Annotated in this window: 24 protein-coding genes and 1 pseudogene; 7 read left to right on the forward strand and 18 right to left on the reverse strand. The window is 64.9% G+C overall.

Features of this window, described 5'->3' with window-relative positions; translation table 11 throughout:
• Positions 1–92: 92 nt before the first annotated feature.
• From GPL20_RS12525 to GPL20_RS12535, 3 genes are all read right to left on the reverse strand, one after another.
• The gene (locus tag GPL20_RS12525) at positions 93–545 is read right to left on the reverse strand and encodes a DoxX family protein (RefSeq protein WP_157329780.1); all 453 of its coding nucleotides are present in this window, start codon (positions 543–545) and stop codon (positions 93–95) included.
• A gap of 66 nt (positions 546–611) precedes the next feature.
• Entirely contained in the window at positions 612–1,970 is a 1,359-nt protein-coding gene (locus tag GPL20_RS12530) for an MFS transporter (protein WP_254126219.1), read from the reverse strand.
• Positions 1,939–3,006, reverse strand: coding sequence for an amidohydrolase family protein (locus tag GPL20_RS12535; RefSeq protein WP_157329782.1), 1,068 nt, complete (start codon positions 3,004–3,006; stop codon positions 1,939–1,941). The genes GPL20_RS12530 and GPL20_RS12535 overlap by 32 nt, the downstream gene beginning before the upstream one ends.
• A gap of 177 nt (positions 3,007–3,183) precedes the next feature.
• On the opposite strand from GPL20_RS12535, the gene GPL20_RS12540 reads away from it, so the two are divergent.
• Positions 3,184–3,738 (forward strand): MarR family winged helix-turn-helix transcriptional regulator, encoded by a 555-nt coding sequence (locus GPL20_RS12540; RefSeq protein ID WP_157329783.1) that lies wholly within the window; start codon positions 3,184–3,186, stop codon positions 3,736–3,738.
• Positions 3,739–3,754: 16 nt separating this feature from the next.
• Positions 3,755–4,972 carry a 3-hydroxybenzoate 6-monooxygenase gene (locus tag GPL20_RS12545; RefSeq protein ID WP_157329784.1) on the forward strand — a complete coding sequence of 406 codons (1,218 nt, stop codon included), beginning with the start codon at positions 3,755–3,757 and terminating at the stop codon, positions 4,970–4,972.
• Positions 4,973–4,990: 18 nt separating this feature from the next.
• Here GPL20_RS12545 and GPL20_RS12550 read toward each other — a convergent pair whose 3' ends face one another.
• The 3 genes from GPL20_RS12550 to GPL20_RS12560 form a co-directional block, all read right to left on the reverse strand.
• Complete coding sequence (locus GPL20_RS12550; protein WP_157329785.1) at positions 4,991–5,722, reverse strand: cytochrome c biogenesis CcdA family protein; 732 nt, start codon at positions 5,720–5,722, stop codon at positions 4,991–4,993.
• A 207-nt stretch (positions 5,723–5,929) separates the two neighbouring features.
• On the reverse strand, positions 5,930–6,196 hold the full coding sequence (locus tag GPL20_RS12555) for a hypothetical protein (RefSeq protein ID WP_254126217.1): 267 nt from the start codon (positions 6,194–6,196) through the stop codon (positions 5,930–5,932).
• Positions 6,197–6,209: 13 nt separating this feature from the next.
• On the reverse strand, positions 6,210–6,485 hold the full coding sequence (locus GPL20_RS12560) for a hypothetical protein (protein ID WP_167533001.1): 276 nt from the start codon (positions 6,483–6,485) through the stop codon (positions 6,210–6,212).
• 192 nt (positions 6,486–6,677) lie between these two features.
• Here GPL20_RS12560 and GPL20_RS12565 point away from each other — a divergent pair, with 192 nt between their 5' ends.
• The 4 genes from GPL20_RS12565 to GPL20_RS12580 all read left to right on the forward strand — a co-directional run bounded on the left by GPL20_RS12565 (position 6,678) and on the right by GPL20_RS12580 (position 9,645).
• A complete protein-coding gene (locus GPL20_RS12565) occupies positions 6,678–7,724 on the forward strand; it encodes a LysR family transcriptional regulator (RefSeq protein WP_157329787.1) in 1,047 nt (348 codons plus the stop codon).
• Between the two features lie 29 nt (positions 7,725–7,753).
• Entirely contained in the window at positions 7,754–8,125 is a 372-nt protein-coding gene (locus GPL20_RS12570) for a helix-turn-helix domain-containing protein (protein WP_020608151.1), read from the forward strand.
• Between the two features lie 312 nt (positions 8,126–8,437).
• Positions 8,438–9,259 carry an enoyl-CoA hydratase gene (locus GPL20_RS12575; protein WP_157329788.1) on the forward strand — a complete coding sequence of 274 codons (822 nt, stop codon included), beginning with the start codon at positions 8,438–8,440 and terminating at the stop codon, positions 9,257–9,259.
• 104 nt (positions 9,260–9,363) lie between these two features.
• Positions 9,364–9,645 (forward strand): hypothetical protein, encoded by a 282-nt coding sequence (locus tag GPL20_RS12580; protein WP_157329789.1) that lies wholly within the window; start codon positions 9,364–9,366, stop codon positions 9,643–9,645.
• A 44-nt stretch (positions 9,646–9,689) separates the two neighbouring features.
• On the opposite strand, the gene GPL20_RS12585 is transcribed toward GPL20_RS12580, so the two are convergent.
• The 3 genes and pseudogenes from GPL20_RS12585 to GPL20_RS12595 all read right to left on the reverse strand — a co-directional run bounded on the left by GPL20_RS12585 (position 9,690) and on the right by GPL20_RS12595 (position 13,319).
• The gene (locus tag GPL20_RS12585; RefSeq protein ID WP_157329790.1) at positions 9,690–10,769 is read right to left on the reverse strand and encodes an isocitrate/isopropylmalate dehydrogenase family protein; all 1,080 of its coding nucleotides are present in this window, start codon (positions 10,767–10,769) and stop codon (positions 9,690–9,692) included.
• Positions 10,770–10,906: 137 nt separating this feature from the next.
• Positions 10,907–11,974, reverse strand: a complete 1,068-nt coding sequence (locus GPL20_RS12590) for an alcohol dehydrogenase (RefSeq protein WP_157329791.1) — start codon at positions 11,972–11,974, stop codon at positions 10,907–10,909.
• 149 nt (positions 11,975–12,123) lie between these two features.
• Positions 12,124–13,319 (reverse strand): annotated as a pseudogene (locus GPL20_RS12595) (CaiB/BaiF CoA transferase family protein).
• A gap of 189 nt (positions 13,320–13,508) precedes the next feature.
• Here GPL20_RS12595 and glgA point away from each other — a divergent pair.
• Complete coding sequence (gene glgA, locus GPL20_RS12600) at positions 13,509–14,924, forward strand: glycogen synthase GlgA (RefSeq protein WP_157329792.1); 1,416 nt, start codon at positions 13,509–13,511, stop codon at positions 14,922–14,924.
• A 203-nt stretch (positions 14,925–15,127) separates the two neighbouring features.
• Here the strand turns inward: glgA and GPL20_RS12605 are convergent, their stop codons facing one another.
• The 9 genes from GPL20_RS12605 to ccoN all read right to left on the reverse strand — a co-directional run bounded on the left by GPL20_RS12605 (position 15,128) and on the right by ccoN (position 24,160).
• Positions 15,128–16,078 (reverse strand): oxygenase MpaB family protein, encoded by a 951-nt coding sequence (locus tag GPL20_RS12605; protein ID WP_254126223.1) that lies wholly within the window; start codon positions 16,076–16,078, stop codon positions 15,128–15,130.
• 167 nt (positions 16,079–16,245) lie between these two features.
• A complete protein-coding gene (gene ccoS, locus GPL20_RS12610) occupies positions 16,246–16,413 on the reverse strand; it encodes a cbb3-type cytochrome oxidase assembly protein CcoS (protein ID WP_092185865.1) in 168 nt (55 codons plus the stop codon).
• The gene (locus tag GPL20_RS12615) at positions 16,413–18,605 is read right to left on the reverse strand and encodes a cation-translocating P-type ATPase (protein WP_157329793.1); all 2,193 of its coding nucleotides are present in this window, start codon (positions 18,603–18,605) and stop codon (positions 16,413–16,415) included. The genes ccoS and GPL20_RS12615 overlap by 1 nt, the downstream gene beginning before the upstream one ends.
• 11 nt (positions 18,606–18,616) lie before the next feature.
• The gene (locus tag GPL20_RS12620; RefSeq protein WP_157329794.1) at positions 18,617–19,102 is read right to left on the reverse strand and encodes a FixH family protein; all 486 of its coding nucleotides are present in this window, start codon (positions 19,100–19,102) and stop codon (positions 18,617–18,619) included.
• A gap of 17 nt (positions 19,103–19,119) precedes the next feature.
• Positions 19,120–20,586, reverse strand: coding sequence for a cytochrome c oxidase accessory protein CcoG (gene ccoG, locus GPL20_RS12625; protein ID WP_157329795.1), 1,467 nt, complete (start codon positions 20,584–20,586; stop codon positions 19,120–19,122).
• 121 nt (positions 20,587–20,707) lie between these two features.
• Positions 20,708–21,580 (reverse strand): cytochrome-c oxidase, cbb3-type subunit III, encoded by an 873-nt coding sequence (gene ccoP, locus GPL20_RS12630; protein ID WP_157329796.1) that lies wholly within the window; start codon positions 21,578–21,580, stop codon positions 20,708–20,710.
• Positions 21,581–21,586: 6 nt separating this feature from the next.
• Positions 21,587–21,751, reverse strand: coding sequence for a cbb3-type cytochrome oxidase subunit 3 (locus GPL20_RS12635; RefSeq protein ID WP_157329797.1), 165 nt, complete (start codon positions 21,749–21,751; stop codon positions 21,587–21,589).
• A gap of 13 nt (positions 21,752–21,764) precedes the next feature.
• Positions 21,765–22,499 (reverse strand): cytochrome-c oxidase, cbb3-type subunit II, encoded by a 735-nt coding sequence (ccoO, locus tag GPL20_RS12640; protein WP_157329798.1) that lies wholly within the window; start codon positions 22,497–22,499, stop codon positions 21,765–21,767.
• 11 nt (positions 22,500–22,510) lie between these two features.
• Complete coding sequence (gene ccoN / locus GPL20_RS12645) at positions 22,511–24,160, reverse strand: cytochrome-c oxidase, cbb3-type subunit I (RefSeq protein ID WP_157329799.1); 1,650 nt, start codon at positions 24,158–24,160, stop codon at positions 22,511–22,513.
• Positions 24,161–24,186: the final 26 nt, after the last annotated feature.

The following is a 24,186-nucleotide window of genomic DNA, read 5'->3' on the forward strand; positions in this document are numbered from 1 at the left end:
GCAAGACTGTCTCGCTTCAACCGCGCCCCGATCACGTGCGAACGAGGCGACTTCCGTCTTATCTCCGACGGCGCATCGCGCGCAGACGGGCTCTACCCGATCGTTTGAGCCGAGCCCGATAGCGGCCGCACGGCATAGGCGCCAGGCCCGTAGCAGGCAATGAGCGCAAGGGCGCCGAGCAGGCCGAGATTCTTCAGGAAGTTGATGGTCTGCATGACCACCTGCGCGTCTGGCGCCGCCCAAAAATTGTGAAACATCAGCGTGGCAGCGATGGTGAACGGGATCAGGACCGCCGCCGCCGGACGCGCGAACAGGCCGAGCAGCAGGGCCGCACCGCATCCGAGCTCGACCGCGATCGCGCCCGCGGCCAGCACCGCGCCGAATCCGTCGGCCCCACCGGGAAGCCGGCTCGCCGTCGTGCCAAATGCCAGCACCTTTCCGACGCCGCTGTAGAGAAACAGGGGTGCGATCGCAATGCGTGCGAACAGGAGCACGCAGGCATCGAGCGGGCCTGTGGTCGTAAAGGAACGAGTTGGCATCGGCATTTCGGGTCTCCTCTTGTGAAGTCCGGTCGGTCAAGGCGCAACCGGTGACGATCGGCTCGCGCCTCATCACTCCGCGGGTGCGATATCAGCGCGCGGCAAACGATTTGCTACGGCAGCGCCGAGCGATCCGATCGCCAGCGCCCCGACGAAGGACGCGCCACCGATCGCCCAGAACACGGCGTCAGGGCCGCCGGTCACCTGCTGCAATAGACCGATGACATAGGGGCCGAGGATCGCGCCGACCCGGCCGATGCCCAATTCCATTCCGACGCCGCTGGCGCGGAAACAAGTCTCGTACGAGCCGGCGGTGAAATTGTTGAGGACGTGTTGCGCGCCAATGATGCAGAAGCCCGCGACGGCCACGATGGCGAGATTGACGCCGTGACCGCTGACGAAGACGAGCGCCAGCACGGCAATGCCGCCGGTCACCCACCAGGTCGCGAGATAGCGCGGCGTCAGCGAGAAATTGCGGTCGGCCAGCATTGCAAGCGTGAGGCCGCCGATGAACGACATCGCCTGCATCAGAGCGCCGAAGCCGAACGATGCCGCAAAGGTCTCGCCGCGCTTGAGCATGACCGTCGGAATCCAGCCGGTGAGACCAAAGATCGCGAACAGGCTGAGGAACGCCGTGATCCAGATGGTCAGCGAAACGCGGCGATAGCGCGGGCTTAGCAACGCGCCGATCTTGCTCTGCGGCCGCATATCGTCATCCGATGCGAACGTCGCATTCCGGTAGACGGCCGCCCGTTCGGGCCGCAGCCGCGCGAGCAGCGCACGCAACTCGGGGACCCGCGACCGGGCCGCCAGAAATTGTGGACTTTCCGGCAGGATGGCGTGCGCCACGAAGGTCAGGGGAATCGACAGCGCGCCGATGTAGTAGAGGATCTGCCAGCCATGTTGCGGTGTCAGGAAGACGCCGACGAGACCGGCGCAGACGCCGCCGAGCGACCAGCCCAGCGTCACGCCCCACAGCGAGAATGTGTTGCTGACCCGCTTGGGCGCGAGCTCGTTGATGAATGTCGTCCCGAGCGGCAGCAGCACGCCGAGGCCGAGCCCGGTGACGAAACGCAAGGCGCAGTAGCTCCAGAAATCGTTCGCCAGCACCGCAGTCAGCAACGTGAAGACGTTGACGATCCACAAGCCTGCGAGCAACGTGCCGCGCCGGCCGAAGCGGTCCGCCACGCTGCCGTGACCGATCGCGCCGAATAGAAAACCGACAAGGCCCGAACTCACAAGAAACCCTGCCTGACTTGGCAGGAGGCCCCAGGGCTGGACCACGTAGTGGATGACATAGGCGGGATTGAATGTGTCATAGCCGTCGAACAGCGTGATGAGCGTGATCAGGACGCCGAGCAGCTTGTGGAACGGGCCGATCGGAGCGCCGGACAATTCCTCATGCACGTCGATTTCGGACGAGATGCTCACGGGTTTCCTCCATTGAGATTGCTGACACGTTCTGCTCTGCGGCAGATTGGGTCGTTGCATTGCCGAGCCCGAACAGGGCGCGCGCGTTGTCGCGGCCGATCTTGATGCGGTCGCCTTCGGAAATCGCCGCGCTGTCGAACCAGTCGGCCGCGTGATCGATGTTCTCGAACGGCCAGTCGGCGGAGAAGAGAATGCGGTCGGCACCGATCTCCAGCATGGCGTCGATCAGCGTCTGGGTGCGGAAGTTGCCCGACGTGGTGATGTAGAAGTTCTCCCGGAAATAGTCGGCGATCTTGCGTCGCGCCGGATAGGCATTCTGGGTCCGCATCCACTTGTTGTGATTGTCGACCCGCCACATCGAGTACGGCAGCCCCTCCCCCATGTGGCCGATTATGATCTGGAGCCGCGGATGCGCATCGAACAGTCCGGAGCCCATCAGGCGGAGAGCATGGACCGCGGTCTCCTGGCCGAACGCCCAGGTCGGTCCCAGCAGCCAGCGATGCCCCTCATAGATCGCTGCGTCCTTTGCGAGCGGATTGCGCGGGTGCAGATAGAAGGGAACCCCGAGGCGTTCGACTTCCGACCAGAACGGCCAGAACTCCTTGCGGTCGTAATAGATCGCATGATCGGCGCCGGCGAGCTCGCTGAAGCCATTGACGAGCGCCCCGCGGAATCCGAGCGTGCCGACGCTGCGATCGAGCTCGCGCGCGGCCGCGTCGGGATCCTGCATCGGCAGCGCTGCAAGGCCCTGAAAACGATCCGGCCGCTTCGCGACCTGCTCGGCGAGGAAGTCGTTGGCGCGGCGTGACAGCTCCAGCGCACGGCCACGGTCCGGAACAGCCTGGACGGCCGGCGCGTTCAGCGACAGCAGCATCATCTCGATCCCGTGCGCGTCCATCTCCGCGAGCCGGCGGTCGTGAATGTCGAGCAGCCGCGCCTCGAGCTCGCGCCAGTCGTCGGTCGGCGCGAAGCCCGCGCTGTCCTGAACTGTCCCCGGAAGCGCGAAGTGCTCCTCGAGCGCGATCTTTCCCTGCATGACGTCATTCCTTCGGCTTTGCTTTCGGCGTTGACAAAGCAAAGCACCGGGCGCAAATACTTGTCAATGATAAAGTTGCATTTGCAAATGATTGATACGCAAATATTGCACATGCGAAGGTTGGCGCTTAATCCGGGCAGAGTTCTCCCGCCTGGATTCAAGCCCGGACCTAAACTGATGTATCGATTTTCGAATTCGCTTCCCTATCTGCTCGCCCGGCTGGGCGTACGCATGGGCGACCTCTTCACGCGCGTGATCCGTCACGAGAAGTTGACGCTGCCGATGTATCGCGTGCTGGCCGCGCTATCGGAGCAAGGCCATCCGTTGCGCCTCGGCGAGATCGCCGAGCTCACCTCGGCCGATGTATCCACGCTTTCGCGCATCGTCGCGGAGATGAGCCGCGTCGGCCTGTTGACGCGCGACCGGCCGGAGAACGACCAGCGCAGCCTCCAGGTCGCCTTGACGCCCAGGGGCGCTGAACTGGCAGGCCGGCTGATGCCGCTTGCCGCCTATTATGAAGAGGTCGTGACCGGCAGCATGTCCGCGAAGGAAGCGGCCGAGCTGAAGCGCGTGCTGGTCGAGCTCTATCACAACATCGACCGGCTCGAGCAGGAAGTCGAAGCCGGCTTGATCACCGTCGCGCCGCCGGCGCGATCGAAGGACGTCCGCGACGAGCGCGCGGAGACGCGCGGCAAGGCGAGCCTGCCGCGCGGCAAGACATCAAGGAAGTAGATAAGCAGGAGAGGACATGCGACAGGCCCCCATCATCATTGTAGGCGGCGGCATCGGCGGACTTGCAGCCGCAATCGCGCTCGCGCAGAAGGATTTCCAGGTCACGGTCCTCGAGCGCGCATCGCGCTACCAGGAGATCGGCGCCGGCATTCAGCTCGGTCCCAACGCGTTTCATGCCTTCGATCGCCTTGCGCTCGGCGATGCCGCGCGCTCGATCGCCGTTTTCATCGATCAACTCCGCCTGATGGATGCAATCTCGGCGGAAGAGATCACCAATATCGATCTGACCGACTATTTCCGCCGGCGCTTCGGCAACCCCTATGCCGTGGTCCATCGCGGCGATCTGCACGGCATCCTCGTCCGCGCCTGCGAAACGAATGCGAATGTCACGCTGCGAACCGACTGCGACGTCGTCGGATACGAGCAGAATGGCGCGCGGGCCACGGCGCTGCTGAAGTCGGGCGAGCGCATCAGCGGGTGTCTGCTGATCGGCGCCGACGGGCTGCGTTCCCGCATTCGCCAGCAGGTGGTCGGCGACGGCGCGCCGCGCATCGCGGGACACACCACCTATCGCTCGGTGATCCCGACCGAGCAGATGCCGGAGGATCTGCGCTGGAACGCGGCGACGCTGTGGGCCGGCGCCAAATGTCACCTCGTGCACTACCCGCTGTCAGGCTGGAAGGTGTTCAACCTCGCCATCACCTGCCACAACGATCCCGTGGAGGCCGTCGCGGCCAGGCCCGTGAGCCACGACGAGGTCCTCGAAGGCTTTCGCGACGTGCATCCCCGCGCCAAGGCGATCATTCATCACGGCAAGGACTGGAAGGCCTGGGTGACGTGCGATCGCGATCCGACCGATCGCTGGATCGACGGACGCGTCGTGCTGCTGGGCGATGCCGCGCATCCCATGCTGCAATATTTTGCGCAAGGCGCCTGTATGGCGCTGGAGGACGCAGTCTGTCTGGCTGACGAACTCGACAAGGCGCAAGGCGACCTCGACCACGCGCTGGAGCAATACAGGAATGCCCGGCTACTGCGAACCGCGCGGGTTCAGCTGGGCGCGCGCGAGCTCGGCAATCACGTCTATCATCCCTCGGGCGTCCATGCGTTGCTGCGCAATCAGCTCATGCGCGAGATCAGCCTGGAACGCTTCTGCGAGAATCTCGCCTGGCTCTATCAATCCCCGTTCCCGGAGCCGACGTCGGATGCGGTGAGAGGAGGCGTGCGGTCCTGAGCCGGTGAGTTATCGGCCCTACCCGATTGTCTGCAGCGCCGGAAAGGTCTCGAGCAGCCAGATGCTCACATTGGAGACGGCGCCGGTGAGAAAGCCGATGCCGGTGATCACCATCAGGACACCCATGGCGCGCTCGACATTGACGAGCTGGCCCTTCATCCGCGCGAACAGGGCGGAGAATTGTTCGATCATCAGGGCGGCGATCAGGAAGGGAATGCCGAGGCCCGCCGAATAGACCGCGAGCAGGCCTGCCCCTTTCGTCACCGTGGCTTCCGCCGCGGCGATCGAGAGGATCGCGGCGAGGATCGGGCCGATGCAGGGGGTCCAGCCGAAGGCGAAGGCCAGCCCCATGATGTAGGCCCCCCAGAGCCCGACCGGCTTCGGGATCGGCAGCCGTCCCTCGCGCATCAGCAGGCCGATCCGCGTCAATCCCAGGAAGTGCAGGCCCATGACGATGATGACGATGCCGGCAAGGATCGAGAGCTCGGCCGACCAGGCGCGGATCAACCCGCCGATCAGCGAGGCGCTGGCGCCGAGCGCCACGAACACCGTGGAGAAGCCGAGCACGAACAGAAGCGCCGACATCATGATCGCGCGCTTGGAGGCCGCGGCCGGCTCGTCGCTCTCGACATGCTCGATCGTGGCGCCCGTGAGATAGATCAGGTAGGGCGGAACCAGCGGCAGGACACAAGGGGAGAGGAAGCTGACGAGGCCGGCAATCAGAGCCGCCGGGATCGAAACATTTTGCATGGTGCGGTCGGAGCCATCTCGGGGCGCCCGTACCGCGCGCGGGGAGTGCGCGCGGCCCGGAGCCGAACCGGCTCAGGTGTAGCGGATGCTCGCGAATGCGCAACTGATGCGCACAAAACCCAGGCTCCTCCCGATGCCGTCTGCGATCACAGATGCGGCATCGGGACGCGCACAAATCTCGCCAAAAAGCGAGACCAGGCGGCGCGGCTACTTCACCACGCGGAGCAGCGGACGCCGGGGCTGGTCCTGCGTCTGCTTGGAAGGGGACGGCGGCTCGCTCGCAGCGCTCCGCAGCATTTCGTCGCACAATGCCTTGAGATCGGCACTGTCGATTCCTTTGAGTTTCATCCGCACGTCGAGGATGACAATGGATAGCAGCTCGGCCGATTCACGGCTGTTGCACGCGTTGAGGGCCCTGCGGCACTCCTCAAGCGTTTCCAACACCGACTGCAACTGTTCGTCTGAATGCGACACGGCGTTCTTTCCGTCAATTCGGCCTGCGAGAAGTGTTTGTGACGATCCCTTCGGCCCCCATAGAGAGACGAAGATAGCACGGGGTACGCGCGTCCCCGAACATGATTTCAGCGAGTTTCTGGCCGGAAATCGCAGTTCCGACGAACATCGCGCCACCGCGCCGATGCTTCATTACGATTCGGTCATGGGCGAAACGTCTGACGTGCAGCGATTGATCCAGCCCGCAAAGCGGAGCGCGCTCGCCCGCAAGAATGTCCGTTACGGACAGCGCAGACAATCCCGCAGCCATGTCAAGGCTCGCACCGGAACTCACGCGACACCCCTCATTCGGACGACAATCCGCCCGATTCCCAGCCCTTGGCAGCATTCAAATACCGCTCCCGAAGCAGTAAGGATGACGTTCAAAACTCGCCACCCCGCAACCCGCCGTGGTTGTGGTTTGCGCCAGATTCTGCCAGTTTAGCAATCCGAAGGGACTTGTATGCACTCCTTGGCGGAAAGGGGCGTTCCATTGGAAGAACGCCCAAAGACAAATATCAGCGGCCTCTCGGATTGGGATGCGGCCCGCATCTTCCTGGAAGTCGTTCGATGCGGAAGTTTCCGCTCGGCGGCTGAACGCCTCTCGCTGTCGATCAACGCGGTGCGCCGCCGGATCGACGATTTCGAGCGCCAGACCGGCACCACGCTGTTTACCCGCGACGTCCACGGTACGCATCTGACCGATGAGGGCGCACTGGTGGTCTCCGCCGTCGAGCAAATGGAGGCGGCTGCATTCGACGTGCTGCGCACCAGTGATTCGACGGCGAACGTCCTGTCCGGCGAGGTCCGCGTCGCCGTGACCGAGGGATTGGGTACGTTCTGGCTCGCCCCACGCCTGGTCGAATTCCAGCAGGCCTATCCCAAGATTCTGGTCGACCTGCATTGCGCGATGCGCTCGGCCGACGTCTCCCGCCACGAAGCCGACGTCGCCATCCATCTGTCGCGTCCCTCGGCGCTCGACGTCAAGCTGGTGCGGCTCGGCCGCATGCATCTGATGTTCTGGGCCTCCGAGAAATACATCGCAAAACATGGCGCGCCGCGCACGGCGGCGGAATTGATCAGGCATCGCCTGGTGCTGCAATTCGCCGACCAGCTCGCCGCCAAGGAATCATTCGAGAGCTTCTTCCCGGGCGTTTCGGAACGTGACCTTCTGGTCATGAAGACCAACGTCTCAAGCGCCAACTACTGGGCTGTCGCGAATGGCGCCGGAATCGGCGTATTCCCGAGCTACGCTATTGCGCTTGGCGGGAAGTTGATTCCACTGGAGGTCGAGTTGAACCGACCGCTGGATATCTGGCTGTCCTACCATCCCGGCAGCGGCAGGATCCCACGCGTGCGGCACATGATTGACTGGCTGATCGAAGCTTTCAATCCGGCTCGCTTCCCGTGGTTTAAGGAAGAGTTCGTGCACCCGCATGAATTCAAGGAGTCGTATATGGGCGAACCCCTGACCCAGCTCTTCGGGGGATTTTCAACCGAAGAACGGTGAGAACGAGTATGAAAACAGCGGCGAAAAGAATGAAGCAGCGCAGTGCCGGCAAGCCCGACATTGAGCTTGGCAAGCGGATCCGTCTGCGGCGCGTCGAGATGAAGATCTCGCAGGCCGAGCTCGGCGAGAAGCTTGGCGTCAGCTTCCAGCAGGTTCAGAAATACGAGAAGGGCGTCAATCGCGTCGGCGCGGCTCGGCTTCAGCAGATCGCATCCGCCCTCGATGTGCCCGTGACCTTCTTCTATGACGGCGACAACAAGGCGCGTGAGGTCGAGAGCCTGCTCTTCCTCGACTCGGCCTTCAGCCTCCGCCTGCTGCGCGCCTACAGCAAGATCAAGGATCAGACGGTGCAGCGTCAGCTCGTCTCGCTGATGGAATCGATCGCAGCGAACGAAAGCTGAGCCGATCGAGGGTCTGGCCTTTACGGCCGATGTTCAATCCGCCGCGTCGCGGGGGCGTGGCCGGATTGAACGAGGCCCCATTGGATCAGACCTGGCACGCGCGCCTTCCGCGCGCGGCCCGTACTTCTCGGGGCGGCCTGACCGCCCCTTTTTCTTGCCCATTTGGCTGTCATGCACCCCCGGCTTTGCACGCCCGTCGCCGTGCCGGGCCATGCAATCGCAGCACAGGCGGATGCAAGCCGCTCTGTCGCCGTTGACCGCGGCAGCGCCTCCGCAGCACATTGCGCCTCGCCAACGACAAGCGAGCGCGCGATGCCCGACATTTTCAGCACGACCGAAACACCTTACGCCGAGGGCAAGATCCTCAAGCATGCCGCCGATGGCGTCGGTGTGATCACCTTCAACAATCCCGACAAGCGCAACGCGATGTCGCTGGAGATGTGGGAGGGATTTGGCGAGGCGCTGACGAGCCTGCGCGACGACGAGGCGGTGCGCGTCGTGATCCTGCGCGGCGCCGGCGGCAAGGCGTTCGTGTCGGGCGCCGACATCAGCCAGTTCGAGAAGACCCGCCACAACGCAGCCGCCTCCGAGGAATATGCCAAGCGCAGCGCCGCGCAGCGTGCGCTGCTCGCCGACTATCCCAAGCCGACGATCGCCTGCATCCAGGGCTTCTGTCTCGGCGGCGGCATGCAGGTCGCGATGCTCGCCGACATCCGCATCGCTTCGCACGACAGCCAGTTCGGCATTCCCGCCGCCAGGCTCGGCATCGCCTACGGCTTTGACGGCTTGCGGCACCTGGTGTCGCTGGTCGGCCCGTCCTGGGCGCGGCTACTGATGTACACGGGCATGCGCATCGATTCCGCGGAGGCGCTGCGCATTGGCCTCGTCGAGCGCGTGTTCCCGGAGGATCAGCTCTGGGGCGAGACCATGGCAATCGCCGAGACGATCTCGCAGAACGCCCCGCTCGCGATCAAGGCGGCCAAGATCACCATCGCGCAGGTGCTGAAGGACGAAAGCGCGCGCGACATGGGCGCGATCAAGGCGATCGGCAATGCGTGCATGGACTCCGCTGATTTTCGCGAGGGCCGGCAGGCCTTCATGGAGAAGCGCAGGCCGCAGTTCCAGGGGCGCTGAATCTGAACCGTCATTCAGGAAGATTAAATTCCTGCGCGCCTGCGACGCGATAGCAACTAGTTGATCTGTCGAAAGTTCTCTCGCCAACAATGAGGGAGATTGCGATGAAACTCAGGTTTGCTGTTCTTGGTCTGGCTGCCGTCGGCGGCGTGGCGCTCGCGTCGGGCTCGGCGCTCGCGGCAATGCCGAACGGCATCCCGCAGGCCGATCGGATTGCAAGCGGCCCGGCTGTGGACGTCGATCAGGTCCGTATGGTCTGTAATCAGTGGGGCCGTTGCTGGTGGCGTCCGAACTATTATGGCGCTTATGGTTATTACGGCGGTCCGCGCCGCTTCTATGGCCGGCCTTATGGCTACTACGGCCACCGCCACTGGCGTCGCTGGTAACGACAAAGGGGCCTCGAGGCCCCTTTCTCACACGCGTGGCTCGACTACAGCGCCGCGAGCACTGCCTTGGTGATATCGGCGGTGCCGTTGCTGCCGCCGAACTCCATCGGCTTGATGCCGCCGGCATAGACCTGATCCACCGCGCGCTCGATCGTCTCGCCGGCTTCAGCCGCGCCCTCGACGCCGTGCTTGTCGGCGAGCCAGTCCAGCATCATCGCCGCCGACAGGATCATGCCGGTGGGATTGGCCTTGCCCTGCCCCATGATGTCGGGCGCGGTGCCGTGACAGGGCTGGAACACGGCGTACTTGTCGCCGATGTCCGCCGACGGCGCCATGCCGAGGCCGCCGATCAGGCTCGCCGTGATGTCGGAGACGATGTCGCCGAACATGTTCTCCATCACCATCACGTCGAAATCCCAGGGCCGCTTCACCAGCATCGCCGAGCAGGCGTCGACATAGAGCCGGTCGGTTTTCACGTTCGGATGTTTCTTCTCGATCTCGTCAAAAATGCCGCGGAAGAAGGCAAACGCCTTGAACACGTTCGCCTTGTCGACGCAGGTCAGCGCGCCCGGCTTGCCGCGCGCCTTGCGCCGCGCGGCAAGGCGGAACGAAAATTCGAACAAGCGCTCCGAGGTCCGGCGCGTGATCACCATGGTCTCGCGCGCGTCCTCATGGGTGACGACGCCCTTGCCCATCGAGGCGAACAGGCCTTCGGTGGACTCCCTGATGACGACGAGATCGATGCCGCGCTTGTCGGCGCCGACGATCGGGCTCGGCACGCCCGGAATCAGCCGCGCCGGACGCACGCCGGCATAGAGATCGAAGATGAAGCGCAGCTCGATCTGCGGCGCGATCTCGGTGTTGTCGGGGTAGCGCACCGACGGCAGGCCGCAGGCCCCGAGCAGGATCGCGTCGGCGTCCTCGCACAGCTTGATCGTGGAGTCCGGCATCGACTTGCCGGTCGCGAGATAGTTGTTGGCGCCGGCCGGCGCCTCGGTGAAGCGGAAGCGCAAATCCGATTTCTGCTCGATCTTGCGCAGCACCTCGATCGCCGGCGCCATGACTTCGGGACCGATGCCGTCACCGGCGAGCACGGCAATGTGGAAGGCGTTGTTTGCGGACATTTCGAAGGCCTCAAGAGATGGAGTCAGCCAAGCCGTCATTGCGAGCGAAGCGAAGCAATCCAGAACTGCGTCTGCGGAGACATTCTGGATTGCTTCGTCGCAAGAGCTCCTCGCAATGACGATGGAGAGAGGATTGGTTACGGCGTCAGCACCGTGCGCCCGACCACCGCGCCCTGCTGCAATTGCAGCAGCGCGTCGTTGGCCTTGGCGAGCGGCAGCGGCGTCACCGGGATCGGCGGCACCTTCTTGGTTCGCACGAGCTCGAGCAGCTCCTGCGTCTCGCGCAGATTGCCGACGTAGCTGCCCTGGATCGTCACCGCCTTGATCGGGATCAGCGGCAGCGCCCAGGTGGCGCCGCCACCGAACAGGCCGACGATGACGAGCTTGCCGCCCTTGGTCAGGCAATCGAAGCCGAGCTGCGTCGTGGCGGCATTGCCGACGAGGTCGATCACCGCGCGGATCGGTCCGCCCGCCTTCCTGGCGAGCTGCTCCAGCGCGTCCGGCGCCTTGGGATCGACGGTCGCGAGCGCGCCCGCCTTCTCAGCCGCCTCGCGCTTCCTGGCGTCGATGTCGACCATGATCGCGCCCTTGCCGCCCATCGCCTTCAGGAGCGACAGCGCCATCAGGCCGAGACCGCCGGCGCCGAACATCACGATCGGCGTGTCGAAATGCTGCTCGACCTTTTTCAGCGCGCTGTAGGTGGTGACGCCCGAGCAGGCATAGGGCGCAGTCGTCGCGGGATCGAGCCCCTTGAGGTTGAGCAGGTAGCGCGGATGCGGCACCAGCATGTGATCGGAATAGCCGCCGTCGCAATAGACGCCGAGCGAGCGCGGCGTCAGGCACATGTTCTCGTCGCCGCCGAGACAGGTGGGGCATTTGCCGCAGCCGATCCAGGGATAGACGAGGCCGACATCGCCCGCTTTCAGATCGCCCTGGTCGGTCGGCTTCACGTCGGGACCGAAGGCGAGGACTTCGCCGACAGTCTCGTGCCCCATCGTCAGCGGCAGATTGATGCCGCGGTCCTTCAGCGACAGCGGCTTGCGGCCGTGGCCGAGATCGTAGCCGCCTTCCCAGATGTGGAGATCGCTGTGGCAGACGCCGGCGGCCTTTACCTTGATCAGCACCTGCGTGCCGGACGGCTGCGGCGTGGCCTCGTCGAACTCCTGCAGCGGCGCCTTGAAATCGGTGACCTTGAAACTCTTCATCGGCGTCCTCCCGCATGTTTCTTGTTGTCGTGCCAGCATGCCATGGCCGGCGGCACGAGACAAACCTCGACCTGTCTAGTTGACGCCGGCCGATGATGACAAGCCGGCCGGACGCAAGGCCGCATTGCTTGCCGCACGACGCGCCGGCTTCAGCGTTGCACGGCGGTTCTGCCCGACAGAATTGGCGCGTCGTCGGCGAGGCCGACCTCCTCGCGCAGCTCATGCGTGTGCTCGCCGAGCACCGCCATCGTCTTGCCCGGCGCCGTGTCCGCGCCCGACATCCGGAACGGCAGGTTGAGGACCCGGAACGAGCCGCCTTCGTCCTCGACGACCGAGAGCGCCTGCCGGTGGGCGAGCTGCGGATCAGCCAGCGCTCGGATACGGTGCGATAGGCCGAGGCCGGCACACCGGCCGCGCCGAGCGCAGCGAGGCACGCATCGGTCGTGAGCGGCCGCGACCAGTCTTCGACACCGTCCATCAGGTCGGCCCAGTTCTCGCGCCGCGCGGCGTAGGTGAAGAAGCGAACATCGGAGATCCATTCGGGGCGGCCAATCACGCCCATCAATCCCTGAAACGTCTTCTCGCTGGCGACGGTGATCATGACGTAGCCGTTCGCCGTCTCGGTCGGGCCGAACATCGGCCGCGGCGGCGGCTTCACCGCGAATTGCGAGCTCTGCAACTCGATCAGCGTCAGTGACAGCATCGATTCCAGCATGGAGACGTCGATGTGCTGGCCAAGGCCGGTGACCGTGCGCTGATAGAGCGCAGACGCAATCGCGCCGAAGCCGTAGGTGCCGGTGACGACGTCGGCGTGGTAGATGCCGCAATAGTCCGGGCGGTTGCGGCCGGGCTGGTAGGCGAGATGCGCCATGTCATAGCCGGAAGCCGCATGGATCACCGGGGCATAGGCCGGCAGCTCGGCCGAGGGGCCGGTCTGGCCATAGCCGGAGATCGAGCAATAGATCAGCCGGGGATTGACCGGGCGCAGACTGTTGTAGTCGAGCCGCAGCCGGCCCATCACGCCGGGGCGGAAGTTCTCGACCAGGATGTCGGCGGTCGCGGCCAGCCGGCGGACCGCCTCCTTGCCGTCCTCGGACTTGAGGTCGAGCACGACGCTCCGCTTGCCGACATTGAGCTGGCCGAACACGGTGCTGCATCCCTTGCGCAGCGGAGGCCGGGTCCGCATCGTCTCGCCGCCGTCGGTCTCGATCTTGATGACCTCGGCCCCCATGTCGGCGAGCATCCGCGCACAATGGGGACCGGCGATGGTGGTCGAAAAATCCAGGACCCGCAGGCCCGAGAAGGCCTTTGTCGTCGTCCCCTCATGCTTATCTGCTACCTGCATGCCTGCGTCCTCGGGTCCCTTAGGAACGATCAACGTTCTCTCTTGTTGGTGCGCCGACCCTAGAGGGCGGCGGCTGAGTAGGAAAGTCTTTACCGATCCGATGCGTCTCGTGGACGGGCCTGGAAAGCTTGGAGCAACTGGACCCGTTCTTGCATAGCAGCAAGAGGGATCGGAAGAGGGCATCTGTTCTTGAGGGTCTTGTTCGTCACGACAGAGATGGACGACTTCGTCCGCGTCGGCGGACTCGGCGCCGTTTCCGCGGCGCTCCCCCGTGCGCTTCGTCCCTTCGCCGATATCCGGATCATGCTTCCGGGTTATCGCGATATCATCGAGCAACTCACGCATATTCAGATCGTTGGCCGCTGTCCGCCGTTTGCGGAGATGCCGGCCTGCTCGCTCGGACGGGCCGCGACCAAGGACGGCCTGCCGGTCTATGTGCTGTTGTGCTCCCAACTCTATGACCGGCCCGGCAATCCCTATGGCGACGAGTCCGGACGCGACTGGCCCGACAACGACATCCGTTTTGCGCGCTTCGCCTCGGCAGCCGCTGAGCTGGCCATGGGCAAGCTGGACAAGAATTGGGCAGCAGACCTGATCCATGCCAATGACTGGCAGGCCTCGCTCGTGCCGGCCTACCTCGCCTGGCGCGGCGCCAAGCTGCCGTCGATCCTGACCATTCACAACCTCGCCTATCAGGGCCTCTTCCCGAAGGAGTCGCTGCGGCGGATCGGCGCACCGGAGAGCTCCTTCCATATCGACGGCGTCGAGTTCTACGACCAGCTCTCCTTCCTCAAGGCGGGACTGGTCTATGCCTCGCACCTCACCACCGTCAGCGGCACCTATGCGCGCGAGATCACCACGGCCGAATTCGGCTGCGGGCTGGAAGGCCTGTTGCGGCTGCGCTCCGACGCTGCCGAGCTCACCGGCATCCTCAACGGCATCGACGAGAGCTGGGACCCGCGCTATTGCGCCCAGCTCGCCCAGCAATTCGGCGCCGGCGACTGGGTCGGCAAGAAGGCCAATGCGGACTATGTCCGCAAGCAGTTCGGGCTCGCGGTATCGCGCGGCCCGATGTTCGGCATCGTCGCGCGGCTCGTGCACCAGAAGGGCATCGACCTCGTGCTGGCGGCGGCCGACGAGATCGTCGATGCCGGCGGGCAGATCGTGGTCACCGGCTCCGGCGAGCCGGCGCTCGAACAGGCGCTGATCGACGCGCATCGCCGCCGCCCCGACGCGATCGGGGTTGCGATCGGCTTCAATGACGCGCAGGCGCGGCGCATCTTTGCCGGCAGCGATTTCACCCTGATGCCGTCGCGCTTCGAGCCCTGTGGGCTCAGCCAGATGTACGCCCAGCGCTTCGGTTCGCTGCCGATCGGACACCAGACCGGCGGCCTTGCCGAGACCATCACCGACGGCGAGACCGGCTTCCTGTTCTCAAGACCCTCGCACGATTCCTTCCTCGGCGGCGTCCGCCGGGCGTTCGAGGCGTTCATGACGCAGGACCAGCTCGACACCATGCGCCGCAGCGCCATGGGACGATCGTTCTCCTGGAGCATCTCGGCCGGCTGCTACAGCGCACTGTACCGGAAGCTCGCGTCCGTCTGAGACGCGACGCCGCTTCCACATCCTCCGTCATTGCGAGCGCAGCGAAGCAATCCAGACTGTCTCCGCGGAGGGATCTGGATTGCTTCGTCGCAAGGGCTCCTCGCAATGACGGTGTGGAAGCACCGCACGGCACTCTATCACACCCTGAGGTGGCCGCTTCTTCAGCGGCCCTCGAAGGGCGACGGCGCCAAGAGCGGAGGCCTTCACCCCTTCCCGCGCGCGTCCATCTGCGACCGGCCAATCCAGGCCCTGTTCAGGCACCGTATCATCCAGTCGGGTCGCGGCTCGCCGCGCAGCCGGGCCTGCGCTTCCTGGTAGGGACCGACATAACGCAGCCGGTCCGGCAATTTCGGATAGACGCGCCGTATCCATCTCAGCGCGTTGTCGGCGGCTCTGATGTCCCGCGCCTCGAGCTCGAACCCGAAGCCTGCGCGCATTCGCTCCGGCAGCATGCGCGCGGTCAGCGCGCGATACCAGCGTGGCGGCCGCAGCCACGGACGCGCGCCGCCAAAGATCTGTGCGGCGACCTCGCGCGCCGCCGGGCTGACGGTCAGCGTATCCGCCTGCCCCATCGCCGCAGTGTAGGCTGCGAAGCCCGACCAGTCCGCGGGCAAGTCATCCCCCGTCAATCCGAACAGGGCGCCGAACAGGCGGCTCTCGGCCCAGTAGCGCTCGCGCTCCTCGGCCGAGAGCGGCGGAAGGACCAGATCGTGCGCCATGAGCGCGGTGTCGACCAGCGTCGCATGGACCCAGCGCAGCGCGGGGATGTCGTTGGCGCAGTAGCGCGAGCCGGCCGCGAAGGGACCGACGGTCTCGGGCATCTCGCCGACGATCATGCTGTGGCGCCGGTACAGCTGCCGCGACGACAGCAGCGCCCGGTCCAGCGAGCCAAACACCATCGCGAACACGATGTCGAAGGTGCGATGAAAGCGGCCGATCGGATCGGCAAGGGTTTTCGAATGCTCGGCAATGGCGGCGGCGACCCAGGGATGGGCCAGTTGCAGCAACAGCGCTCGGCCGGCACCGAGAAAGATCACGGCCTCCCGGTCCATCCGCCAGGTCACCGAAGCCGGGCCGAACACGCCGGCGACCGGTCCCGCAGCGTTAGCGCGGACCCGATCAAGGGCGGATTCCAAATCGTTCGCGGACACCACTTGCGGGGCCTTTCGACTGCGGACCACTCACGATCCGGAAGGCCTGTGGCAATTCGATGAACGGCGCCCAAAGCATGATCCGGAAAAGCGCGCAGCGGTTTTCCGGAAAGATCATGCTCAAAAATAACCTAAAGCGCCATGACGATTCATCCCAATCTCATCGCGCGCTAGCGCTTGGCCGGCGCTTCCTGCGGCGGCTCGTCGTCGGCAATCGCGCGCCAGGCGGCGCCGTCGAGATCGTCGTACTGGCCGCTTCGCAGCGACCAGAGGAAGGCGACGAGACCGGCTCCACCCAATGCCAGCGCCAGTGGGACCAGGATGACGAGGATCTCCATCACACGATCTCCCGCGAGGCGCTGCGGGCCCGCAGCGAATTCAGCATGACCAGGATCGACGATCCGCTCATGGCCGCCGCCGCGATCAGGGGCGTCACGACGCCGCTGATCGCGACCGGCCCGGCGAGGACATTGTAGCCGATCGCAAGCCAGAGGTTCTGCCGCATCAGATGCAGCGCCTTGCGCGCCGAATCGATGGCGGCGACGACCGGGGCGAGCGGCCGGCCGAGGAAGACGAGATCGGCGGTGGCCTGGCTGAGATGCGCGGCCGAGATCGGCGACATCGAGACATGGGCCGCCGCCAGCGACGGCGCATCGTTCATGCCGTCGCCGACCATCAGCACCTTGACGCCGCGCCGCTTCAGCTCCTCGATCCGCGCGATCTTGTCGGCCGGCGTGACGCCGGCGCGCCATTCGGGGATGGCAAGCGCATGCGCCGCCGCCTTCACCGCCGGCTCGCGGTCGCCGGAGAGGATTTCGATGCCGATATTGCGCGCCTTCAGCGCCGCGATCACGGCCTGCGCATCCGGACGCAGGCCCTGACGCACCGACAGGATGAACCGTTCGCCGCCCTTGCTGAAGGCCACGATGGAGGCCTCGGGATCGAGGCAGGTCACATCAGTGACCAGCGCCTCCGCGCCACAGAAGGACAGCCGGCCGAGACGGATCTCGGCGCCGTCCACGGTTGCACGCACGCCCTGCCCGGCCTCCTCGACCGCGCCGACGATGGGAGACTTGGCGCCGGCGGCCTGCGCCACCGCAGCGGCGACGGGGTGATGGCTCGACAGCGCAAGACGGCCGGCGAGATCGAAGATGTCGGCGGGAATGTCGGCTGCGTTCATCACTTCGAGATCGGGCAGCGTCAGCGTGCCGGTCTTGTCGAAGATGACGTGGTCGGCCTCAGCAAGACGCTCGATGGCATCGCCGGAATTGAGCAGCACGCCGGACTTGAACATCGCGCCCGAGGCCACGGTCTGCACCGTGGGGATCGCAAGACCGAGCGCGCAGGGACAGGTGATGATCAGCACGGCGACGCCGACGACGATCGCATCGTGCCAGCTCGCGCCGGCAATGACCCAGCCGAGGATGGTGATCAGCGCGGTCGCATGCACCACCGGCGCGTAGAGCCGCGAGGCGCGATCGGCGAGGCGCATGTAGCGCGATCGGGCCTGGAGCGCGTTGTCGAGCAGCCGCGTGATCTCGGCGAGCAGAGTCGCCTCCGAGGCCGCCGAGACCCGCACCCGCAGCGTGCCGGAGACGTTCATCGATCCCGCATAGACCGGCGTGCCCTGCTCGGCCGTGACATAGAGCGTCTCGCCGGTGATCAGGCTCTGGTCGATCTCGGAACGCCCCTCGATCACGGTGCCGTCGACCGCGCAGCGCTCGCCGGGCCTGAGCAGCACGATGTCGCCCGGATGGATCGCCGCCACCGGCACCTGCGAGATTTCATCGGGGCCGACGAACTTGGCCGCCGTCTCCGCCTTCAGCGCGGCGAGATTGCCGGCGACCGCGCGGGTCCGCCGCCGCATGTTCTGGTCGAGGAAGCGACCGACCAGCAGGAACGTCAGCAGCATGATCGCGGCGTCGAAATAGGCGTGCTCGGCGTGATGGATGGTCTCGACCACGGACATGCCGAGCGCAAGGCACACTCCGATCGAGATCGGGACATCCATGTTGGTGGTCTTGTTCGACAGCGCGCGCCAGGCCGAGCGGAAGAACGGCTGGCCGGCATAGGCCGCAGCCGGCAATGCGATCAGCGCCGACAGCCAGTGGAAGAAGTCGCGCTGCTCGGGCAGCATGTCCGAGACGTTGCCGGACCATACCGGGATCGACAGCATCATCACGTTCATGGTGGCGAACGCGGCGACGCCGAGGCAGCGCAGCAGGAAGCGGGATTCGGCGACCTCGGCCTCCTCCGCGCTCTCGGTCTCGAACGGATAGGCCTTGTAGCCGAGCTCCTCGAGCCGATCGATGAAGCGGGAGGGATCGAGCGTGCCCGCCTTCCACTCCAGCGCGACGCGGCGATCGGTGAGGTTCACGCGCGCCAGCGTGACGTCGGGAATGGCCGACAATCCGCGCTCGATCTTGGCCATGCAGCCGGCGCAGTGAACGCCTTCGACCGCGAGGTCGATATGCTGGACGCCTTCGCCCGCGGCCCGGACGTAATGCGAGAAATCCCGCGTGACGTGCATGACGAATTCCTTCAGTTCAGGATCACGCGGTTGCGCGACAGGAACACGCGCGTCCCCCGTGCCTCACCCTCGATCACCAGGTCCCACTGGCCCGGCGCGACGGATGCGGCGTTGCCGCGATAGACGCCGATGCCCGCCTCGGACAGCTCGACGGCGAGATCGGCGCGCTTGTCGGTCGGCCGCTCCAGGCGGCCGCCGAATTTCAGTCCGGCGATCGGCTGGCCGCTTGCATCGCGGGCTTCGACCTGAACCAATGCGCCGCCGTCGTTGCGGCGCTCGATATGGGCGTTGACCTTCCATTTGCGCGCGGCCTGGTCCTGCGCCGCCGATATCTCGCGGTCATAGGTGAGGCCCGCCGCATAGGGGCTGTCGACGTCGGTGCCGGGCAGCGTCGCGATCGCGAGCTTCATCATGGTCACGTTGACGCCGATCACGAGGCCGAAGAAGGCGACCAGCATCAGGAAGACCTTGGTTCCGGTCAGCGGCTTGGAAGCCATGGCAGTCTCCTCACTCCTCAAGGCGAGACGAAGTTGTCGGTGGCGGAAGCGACCTCGCCGAGCCCGATATCGGTGACGTGGAAGCGGACGGGGATCGACTTCTCCGGATTGTTCTCGGCCGGCGCGGTGACGAGCAGCCGCAGCTCGCTGGTCGAGTCGCGCGGGATCACGATCATCGGCCGGTCCGGCGTCACGGAATCGATGCCTATGACGTGAATGGTCGCGTTGGCGGGGCCGTGCGCGTCGATGGCGATGACGCGGTCATAGCCGCTCTTGTTCAGCAGCCGCACCGTGTAGGCATTGCGGATCGAGCCGTCGCTGAGCTTGACCGCGACCGGATTGCGGTCGTGCAGCACGTTGACGTCGAGCAGGCTGCGCGTCGCCAGCGTATAGATCATGAAGCCGCCGACGGCCGCGATGATCGCGCTGTAGACGACGGTGCGGGGCCGGACGATGCGGTAGATCGGCGCCTTGCCTTCCTGGCGGCGATGGATGTTGATGTCGTTGTCGTAGCCGATCAGCCGCTTCGGCCGGCCGATCTTGGCCATCACGTTGTCGCAGGCGTCGATGCAGAGGCCGCACTGGATGCATTCCATCTGCGGTCCGTTGCGGATGTCGATGCCGGTCGGACAAACCGCGACGCACTGGTAGCAATCGACGCAATCGCCGACCTGCTGGCCGAGCGCGCGCAGCTCGGCGGCCTTCTTGACCGAAGTACGCTTCTCGCCGCGGTCATAGCGGTAGGTGACATTGAGCGCCCATTCGTCGGTGAGCGCGGCCTGGATGCGCGGCCACGGGCACATGTAGGTGCAGACCTGCTCGCGCATGTAGCCGGCGAGCAGATAGGTCGTCGCGGTGAGGATGCCGATCCAGACATAGGCGATCACCGGCCCCTGGAAGGTGACGAGCTCCTTCACCAGGGTCGGCGCGTCGTTGAAGTAGAGCACCCAGGCGCCGCCGGTCCACCAGGCGATCAGCAGCCAGATCGAATGCTTGAGCACGATCTCGGAGATGCGCTCGAGCTTCATCGGGTCGGAGGATTTGTCCTTCTTCATCCGCTCGCGCCGGTCGCCCTCGACCAGGCGCTCGACCGCGTAGAACAGATCGGTCCATACCGTCTGCGGGCAGAGATAGCCGCACCAGATCCGGCCGCCGATGGAGTTCATCAGGAACAGCGCCACCGCGGCGACGATCAAGAGGCCGGTGAAGTAGTAGACCTCCTGCGGCCACAGCTCGATGAAGAAGAAGTAGAAGCGGCTGTTGGGGAGATCGATCAGCACGGCCTGGCTCGGGGCGCCGAGGCCGCGATTCCAGCGCACGAACGGCAGGAAGTAGTAGACGCCGAGGCAGAACGCCATCAGGCCCCATTTGATCCGGCGAAACGTGCCGTTGACGCTCTGGGGATAGACCTTCTTGCGCGCGGCGTAGAGCGGCCCGTTGTTGTCTTCCGATATGAGGTCTTTCGGGTTCACGGTCTTGTTCATCGCTTGGGGCTTCTCGAAGAGGTGCGATTAAACCTAGACCCGGTGCCGCCGCGTCAGTTGATCCAGCGCAAGCGGGGGCATTTTTGTTCGCCCCCGCAGATACCCATTGAGTGCGGGCCTGCTATTTGCCGCCGCCGAGAGAGTGGACGTAGACCGCCATCGCCTTGATGGTGGCGAGATCGAGCCGCCCTTCCCAGGCCGGCATGACGCCGGCGCGGCCCTGGCTGATGGTCTCGATCAGGCTCGCCTCGTCCGAGCCGTAGAGCCAGATCTTGTCGGTCAGGTTCGGTGCGCCCAGCTCCGGATTGCCCTTGCCGCCGTCGCCATGGCAGGCCACGCAATTCTCGGCGAAGATCTTCTCGCCCTTGGCGGCGTCGTAACCGTTGCGTGTCGAGAGGCCCGACAGCGACCGCACATAGTTCGCGACCGTGACGATCTCGTCGCCCTTCAGCACGCCGTCCTTGCCGAAGGCGAGCATCTGGCCTTCATGCGTCTTGGCGTGGCCGGAACGCGCGCCGTACTGGATGGTCTGCATGATCTGGTCGAGCGTGCCGCCCCACAGCCAGTCGTCGTCGTTCAGGTTCGGGAAGCCCTTGGCGCCGGCGCCGCCGGAGCCGTGGCACGGCGCGCAATTGTCGCCGAACACGGTCCTGCCCTTGGCACGGGCGAGCGCCAGCAGCGCCGGGTCCTTTTCGATGTCGGCGAGCGAGGCTGCGCCCAGCGCAACCATCTTGTCACCGCGGATCTTCTCGAGATTGGCGAGCTCGACCGCGACGTCGGCGCGCGACGAATATCCGAACACGCCCGTGGTATTGCTTTGGATCAGCGGCCAGGCCGGATAGACGATCCAATAGCCGATCGACCAGATGATGGTGAGGTAGAAGCAGATCACCCACCAGCGCGGTAGCGGCGTGTTGAGCTCCTTGATGCCGTCCCACTCATGTCCGGTCGTGGACTTGCCGGTGACGGTATCGACTTCGCTATGATCGGTCATGGTCTCTCACTCCTCCCGCAACGGCAGGCTTGCCGCCTCGTCGAACGCAGCCTTGTTACGGGGCCAAAATGCGTAGGCGATGATCGCGAGAAAGATCGCGACGAACACCGGCGTCCAGATCGTCGTCACCAGCTCGGACGCAAGATTGTGGACTGTCAGGATAGCTTTCATCGTTCATGCCTTCTCAGCGAAGATTGGCTTTCTCGTTGTAGAGCTTGAAGTCGACCAGCGTGCCGAGCATCTGCAGGTACGCGATCAGCGCGTCCATCTCGGTCGGCGTGCCGGTCTTGCCGTCGAAGTTGCGCACGACGGCCTTGGCGTAGCGCTTGCTGAAGGCGTCGCCGCCGGCATTGTCCGGGTCGGCCTGGGCCTTCAGATCGGCGCCTGCGCTCGCGATCTGGTCGTCCGTGTAGGGCACGCCGACGGCCTTCAGCGTGCGCATGTGGTCGGTGATCGAGTCCGGATCGACCTCGGTCTGACTCAGGAACGGATAGCCCGGCATCACCGACTGCGGCACGATCGCGCGCGGGTTGGTCAGGTGGGTGACGTGCCAGTCGTCGGAATATTTGGCGCCGACGCGGGCAAGGTCGGGACCGGTGCGCTTCGAGCCCCACTGGAACGGATGGTCGAACATGCTTTCGGCGGCGAGCGAGAAGTGGCCGTAACGTTCGACCTCGTCGCGCAGCGGCCGGATCATCTGCGAATGGCAGAGATAGCAGCCTTCACGGACGTAGACGTTGCGCCCCGCCAGCTCCAGCGGCGTGTAGGGCCTGACCCCGTCGACCGCCTCGATCGTGCTCTTGAGGTAGAACAGCGGAGTGATCTCGACGAGACCGCCGATCGCGATCACCAGCAGAATGCCGACGATCAGGATGATCGAGTTCTTTTCGAAGATTTGGTGGCGTGACCAGAACGACATGGGGAAGCTCCTCATTCCGCCGGCTGAAGAGCGACGGGCATCTGGACTTCCTGTTCGCCGACGCGAACGGTCATCCAGAGATTATAGGCCATGATCAGCGCGCCGATCAGGAACAGGCCGCCGCCGGCCGCGCGGATGATGTAGAAGGGATGCATCGCCTCGACGGTCTCGATGAAGGAATATTCGAGGAAGCCGAGCGAGGTGTAGGCGCGCCACATCAGGCCCTGGAGGATGCCGGACACCCACATCGCCGAGATGTAGAGGACGATGCCGAGGGTCGCGATCCAGAAGTGCCAGTTGACGAGCTTCAGGCTGTACAGCCCCTTGCGATTCCAGGCCCACGGCACCAGGCAGTACAGCGCGCCGAAGGAGACGAAGCCGACCCAGCCGAGCGCGCCGGAATGCACGTGGCCGATGGTCCAGTCGGTGTAGTGGCTGAGCGAGTTGACCACCTTGATCGACATCATCGGGCCTTCGAAGGTCGACATGCCGTAGAAGGCGACGGAGACAACGAGCATGCGCAGCACGGGATCGGTGCGCAGCTTGTCCCAGGCGCCGGACAGCGTCATCAGGCCGTTGATCATGCCGCCCCAGGAGGGCATCCAGAGCATGATCGAGAAGGTCATGCCGAGCGTCTGCGTCCAGTCCGGCAGCGCCGTGTAGTGCAGATGGTGCGGGCCGGCCCAGATGTAGAGGAAGATCAGCGCCCAGAAATGGATGATCGACAGCCGATAGGAATAGATCGGCCGCTCCGCGCGCTTCGGAATGAAGTAGTACATGATGGCGAGGAAGCCGGCGGTCAGGAAGAAGCCGACCGCGTTGTGGCCGTACCACCACTGGAACATGGCGTCCTGGATGCCGCCCCAGGCGATGTAGGACTTCGAACCGAACACGGAAACGGGAAGCGCCGGATTGTTGCCGAGATGCAGCACCGCGATCGTCACGATGAAGGCGAGATAGAACCAGTTCGCGACGAAGATATGAGGTTCCTTGCGCTTGATGATGGTGGCGAGGAAGACGAGCAGATAGGCGACCCAGACGATGGTCAGCCAGAGGTCGGCATACCATTCCGGCTCGGCATATTCCTTCGACTGGGTGACGCCGAGCAGATAGCCGGTACCGGCGACCAGGATGAAGAAGTTGTAGCCGACCACGACGAACCACGGCGCGAGATCGCCGGCAAGGCGCACGCGGCACGACTTCTGCACGACGTAGAACGACGAGGCGATCAGCACGTTGCCGCCGAAGGCGAAGATCACCGCGGAGGTGTGCAGCGGACGCAGGCGGCCGAAGCTGGTCCATGGCAGGTCGAAATTCAGCGCGGGCCAGGCCAGCTGCGAGGCGATGATGAGGCCGACGAGGAATCCGGCAATACCCCAGAACATCGCCATGAAGGAGGAGAACTTGATCGGGCCCATGTTGTAGTTGGGGCGGCCGTTGATCTCCGCCGGCGGCAGCATCGCAGGGCGATCGAAGTAGCGGTTGACGATGCAGAACACCGCGGCGAGGCTCGCTGCTGCGCTGAGCGCGGCATGGAAGGCGAAGGGCGCATCGAGCGCCTTGGCCGCGGCGATCACGCAAAGGAAGGCGGTGACTGCGAACACGACAGCCAGGCCGCTTTCACCGATGGTCATGGATTTGGAGATGGAGGGCTGGCTCATGCGGATTCTCTTTCGAAAGAACACGC

Source organism: Bradyrhizobium cajani, assembly GCF_009759665.1.
GTDB lineage: Bacteria > Pseudomonadota > Alphaproteobacteria > Rhizobiales > Xanthobacteraceae > Bradyrhizobium > Bradyrhizobium cajani.